Annotated in this window: 4 protein-coding genes; 3 read left to right on the top strand and 1 reads right to left on the bottom strand. The window is 53.6% G+C overall.

Translation table 11 applies throughout. The annotated features are described in order from the left end of the window. The 3 genes from ACXJ5O_RS23360 to ACXJ5O_RS23350 all read left to right on the top strand — a co-directional run. The coding region (locus ACXJ5O_RS23360; protein ID WP_457301990.1) for a DMT family transporter at positions 1–862 on the top strand (862 nt) is incomplete at its 5' end. Positions 863–915: 53 nt separating this feature from the next. Next, the gene (locus ACXJ5O_RS23355) at positions 916–1,935 is read left to right on the top strand and encodes a LacI family DNA-binding transcriptional regulator (protein ID WP_224515717.1); all 1,020 of its coding nucleotides are present in this window, start codon (positions 916–918) and stop codon (positions 1,933–1,935) included. 98 nt (positions 1,936–2,033) lie between these two features. Then, on the top strand, positions 2,034–2,483 hold the full coding sequence (locus ACXJ5O_RS23350) for a hypothetical protein (protein WP_457301989.1): 450 nt from the start codon (positions 2,034–2,036) through the stop codon (positions 2,481–2,483). 1 nt (position 2,484) lies between these two features. Here ACXJ5O_RS23350 and ACXJ5O_RS23345 read toward each other — a convergent pair. Further along, the coding region (locus ACXJ5O_RS23345; protein WP_457301988.1) for a gamma-glutamyl-gamma-aminobutyrate hydrolase family protein at positions 2,485–2,922 on the bottom strand (438 nt) is incomplete at its 5' end.

Here is a 2,922-nt window from a genome sequence, read left to right as displayed (position 1 = left end):
CGGCTTTCTGTTCTCATGTCTCGATTCCAGTGCTAAATATCTGGTTCTGTCTGGTATTCCCACGGCGTTCATTTCCTGGATGCGGTTTGTGGAACACGCGATCCTGGCGCTGATCTTCTTTCGCGCATGGTCAAATCCGCGGCTCTTCAAGGTTCGCAATATCCCCCTTCAATTCCTGCGTGGGCTTTGTTTGTTTGGCTCAACATATTTCAACTTTTATGCGTTACAGACGATGCAACTCGGCGAGACGATCACCATAACTTTTGCAGCGCCGATGGTAATCGCAGCTTTGGCAGGTCCCTTGCTCGGCGAATGGGCAGGATGGAGGCGGTGGGCAGCCATTATCGTCGCATTCACAGGAGTGCTGATCATTGCCCGCCCGGGATTTGGCGCGCTCAATCCCGGATTGCCTTATTCGATCGCTGCGATGCTAAGCTATTCGCTATACGTGCTTTTGACGCGGCGTATGGCGGTAACGGAATCTCCAGAAAGTCTGATTTTCTTTTCTGCCCTTGCACCGGCTATATTGATGTCACCTGCGGTGATGCAGGCAGTCATTCCGGATACACCGTTTCAGATTGTTCTACTGCTGATACTCGGTTTTTTTGGCGGTCTTGGCCATTATCTGATCATCCTGGCTTACAGAAGAGCGACGACGGCTGCGCTAGCGCCCTATCCGTTCCTGCAAATCATCTGGATGCTGGCCTTCGGATATCTGTTTTTCAACCAGTTTCCGGATGCATATACGCTCTTTGGTGCGGTTATTATCATTTGGCAGTGGTCTTTTCGTCGTGCACCGCGAACGGCAGTCGCGGGCGGCGGGCTTGAAAGGACTTTGATTTATTTGATTGCAATGGCATAACGCCGAGTACCATAAATTGGCTTATTTGATGATACTGTGGGGAGGCGGTTTTTTTGGCGCAGAAAATTAAGCTATCGACCATTGCCGACGCGCTGAAAGTGTCTACAGCAACCGTATCGCTGGCTTTGCGAGATAGTCCGCTTGTGGCCGATCAGACGCGTGAAAAGATAAAAGAACACGCGCGCGCCATTGGGTACATCTATAACCGGCGCGCAGCCAGCCTTCGCACTTCGCGATCGGGCATTGTGGGTGTCGTGGTTCACGACATCATGAACCCGTTCTTTGCAGAAATATTGCGTGCAATCGAGGGCGAACTGGATCGTTCCGGTCAGACATTCATTTTATCCAATCACTATGATCAGTTGGATAAGCAACGGACATTCATCGATACCGTGCTGCAACTCGGGGGAGACGGGGTTATTATGTCCCCGGCTATTGGTACCCCGGCGGAAGATATTCGCATGGCGGAGGAAAATGGATTGCCGGTTGTGCTGATCGCCCGAACTGTCAAGGATGCCAATGTACCGGTCTTTCGCGGGGATGATGCTTATGGCATTGGCCTTGCCACAAACCACCTTATTTCCTTGGGACATACACGCATCGCCATGGTGGGCGGCACCGATCAGACATCCACAGGCCGCGATCGTTACGAAGGCTATCTTCATGCAATGCAAAAAGCGGGCCTTGAGGCAAAACCGGAGTGGCGCATACCTGGCCCGCGAACCAAACAGGCCGGTTTTGATGCCGCACCTCAGTTTCTTGCCTTGAAAGATCATCCGACTGCTGCGGTCTGCTGGAATGATCTTTCGGCGATCGGCATGATGAATGGCATTGCTCGCGCCGGATTGGTTGCTGGCGTTGATATTTCCGTCACGGGGTATGACGATCTTGAAGAGGCGGCAATCGCTACGCCGGCTTTGACAACTGTGTGGAACGGCCAACGCGAAGTAGGACAGCGAGCAGCGAGGGCTCTGCTCGATCAGCTTAACGGTGCCGACACGCACGCGCGGCAGGAATTGATCAAGCCGGAATTGCGAATCCGGCAGTCGACCTCAAAACCAAAAGAGAGATAGTTGCAGCGCGCCAGATAGCTTATCCGGATGCTGCTTCACGCTTCATTAATTCTACGCGACTAGGCTTCACAGGGCGTTTGTTTCCCGTGGAGTATAGTATGTTGCTGGGTAAAACGACTTGTCTTGGCTTTATCACTGCAACGGCAGTGGTCGCCATGTTCCTCGATTTCGCGACTTTTACCTCTGACGAAGATGCTGACGTCGATATACAGACGACTGCGTCTGTACCAGCGGATACGGGTAGCCATGATGTGCCAAGATTTGTCATCAGTAGCCCAGGCGGAGGGGCGAGCTGCAAGGCGTTTCCTGTGGAAAATGGCACACCCGGCCACAATGCGCTCACGATCGACAGCAGCTGCGGAAATCTCTATCAGCCGTTGGCAAACGCCAGGACCTGGCACAATAACGAAGATGGCACGATTGACCTTGCCGATAACCTTGGTCGTACGATCGTAGAATTCAGCCCGAGCGACGGTCTCGCCTACATCAGTGTCGAGCCGCGTTCTGTAATTCTATCGATGTCGACTGAGGGCGTTAACGCGTTCTAAATTACTCCGCCGCCTGCATTCGCTCACGGCTTGCCTTGTGAGCGCGCGCGGCGTCGCCAAATGCTGCAAATATCTTGCGTGAGGGACTATCACTTTTTACCCAATATTCCGGGTGCCATTGAACGCCAACAGCGAAGGCCCGGGCGGTTTTGACTGAAACGGCCTCAATCGTGCCGTCATCGGCAACTGCTTCAATGTCAAGCTGTGGCGCGGGCTTGTCGATGGCTTGCCGGTGTACGGAGTTTACCTGGATAGCGTCGCTTTGCATGACATTCGCCAGACAGGATCCCGGTTTGATGTGCACAGGATGACGAATGGCGAAGCGTTCGGTTTGTTGATCGGATTGCGGCGCGCGGTGGTCCATGCGCCCGTCGAGCTCTTGTATCTCGGTAGCAAGTGTACCGCCTAGCGCGACATTCAGCTCCTGAATGCCGCGGCA

Source organism: Phyllobacterium sp. P5_D12, assembly GCF_054049495.1.
Note: the sequence above shows the minus strand (reverse complement) of the source record. Positions and strands in the feature narration are given on the sequence as shown.

Coding starts and splice junctions, on each gene's coding strand:
- ACXJ5O_RS23350 (WP_457301989.1), top strand. CDS start 2,034: ATGTTGCTGGGTAAAACGACTTGTCTTGGCTTTATCACTGCAACGGCA.